Source organism: Aeromicrobium sp. PE09-221 (genome assembly GCF_002174305.1).
Taxonomy (GTDB): domain Bacteria; phylum Actinomycetota; class Actinomycetes; order Propionibacteriales; family Nocardioidaceae; genus Aeromicrobium.
In genome coordinates this window covers 1-678 of record NZ_MIJB01000072.1, presented here as the reverse complement: position 1 = coordinate 678, position 678 = coordinate 1, and the positions used below count along the sequence as shown (strand labels likewise).

At 62.1% G+C, this 678-nt stretch carries 1 protein-coding gene; it reads left to right on the top strand.

Going from position 1 to position 678, the window contains the following annotated elements:
- Positions 1-542 precede the first annotated feature (542 nt).
- On the top strand, positions 543-678 hold a 136-nt coding region (locus BHE97_RS19320; RefSeq protein WP_170931519.1), incomplete at its 3' end, for a BlaI/MecI/CopY family transcriptional regulator.

Here is a 678-nt window from a genome sequence, read left to right as displayed (position 1 = left end):
GAGCGAGAGGGTCTTGCAGTCTCCGAGACGACACACGCCGGGTCGGTGAGTTTTGCGCCCATAAGCGGCGACAGATCTCGGCGTACGTCCTGCCACCGACCTACGCTCATTCGTCGATGGAAGCGTGCCATTGACGGATCGGTCGGAGCGGGGGTCTCGCGGCCGGCTGCCTGGATTGAACCTGCGACCCCCTGACGAGTCCGAGCTCCGTACGAGCCAAGACGGTGGGTACCGAGAACCGCGGAAATCCCTCCAATGGTAGGGATGATCCCTTCGGGTCACTTCCGACGATACCCGACTACCTGCAACGAGAACTGGGCCAATCAGGCCACAAAGCGGCCAGTATGGGACGCGCTTCGTTCGATCCAGTCGAGTCGTGTCCCAACTGAGTACGAGCAAACCGATGCCCCCCTCTACGCGCACCGAGCGGTAGACGGCGTTCCTAGGTCACGCCATCTGTCACTGCGTAGATGCGGCCACGGCGAACCAGATTCACGGACCCCGGATACGATGTCCCATAGTAGACCGAGAGTTGGTGAGCGATGGGCCCGCTGGAGACATCCGTGATGCAACGCCTGTGGGCTGTCGAGCAGCCCCAGACCGTACGCGAGGTCCAGGAGTTCATCGCGGCCGACCGGACCATTGCCTATACGACAGTCATGACGCCCATCCTCCACA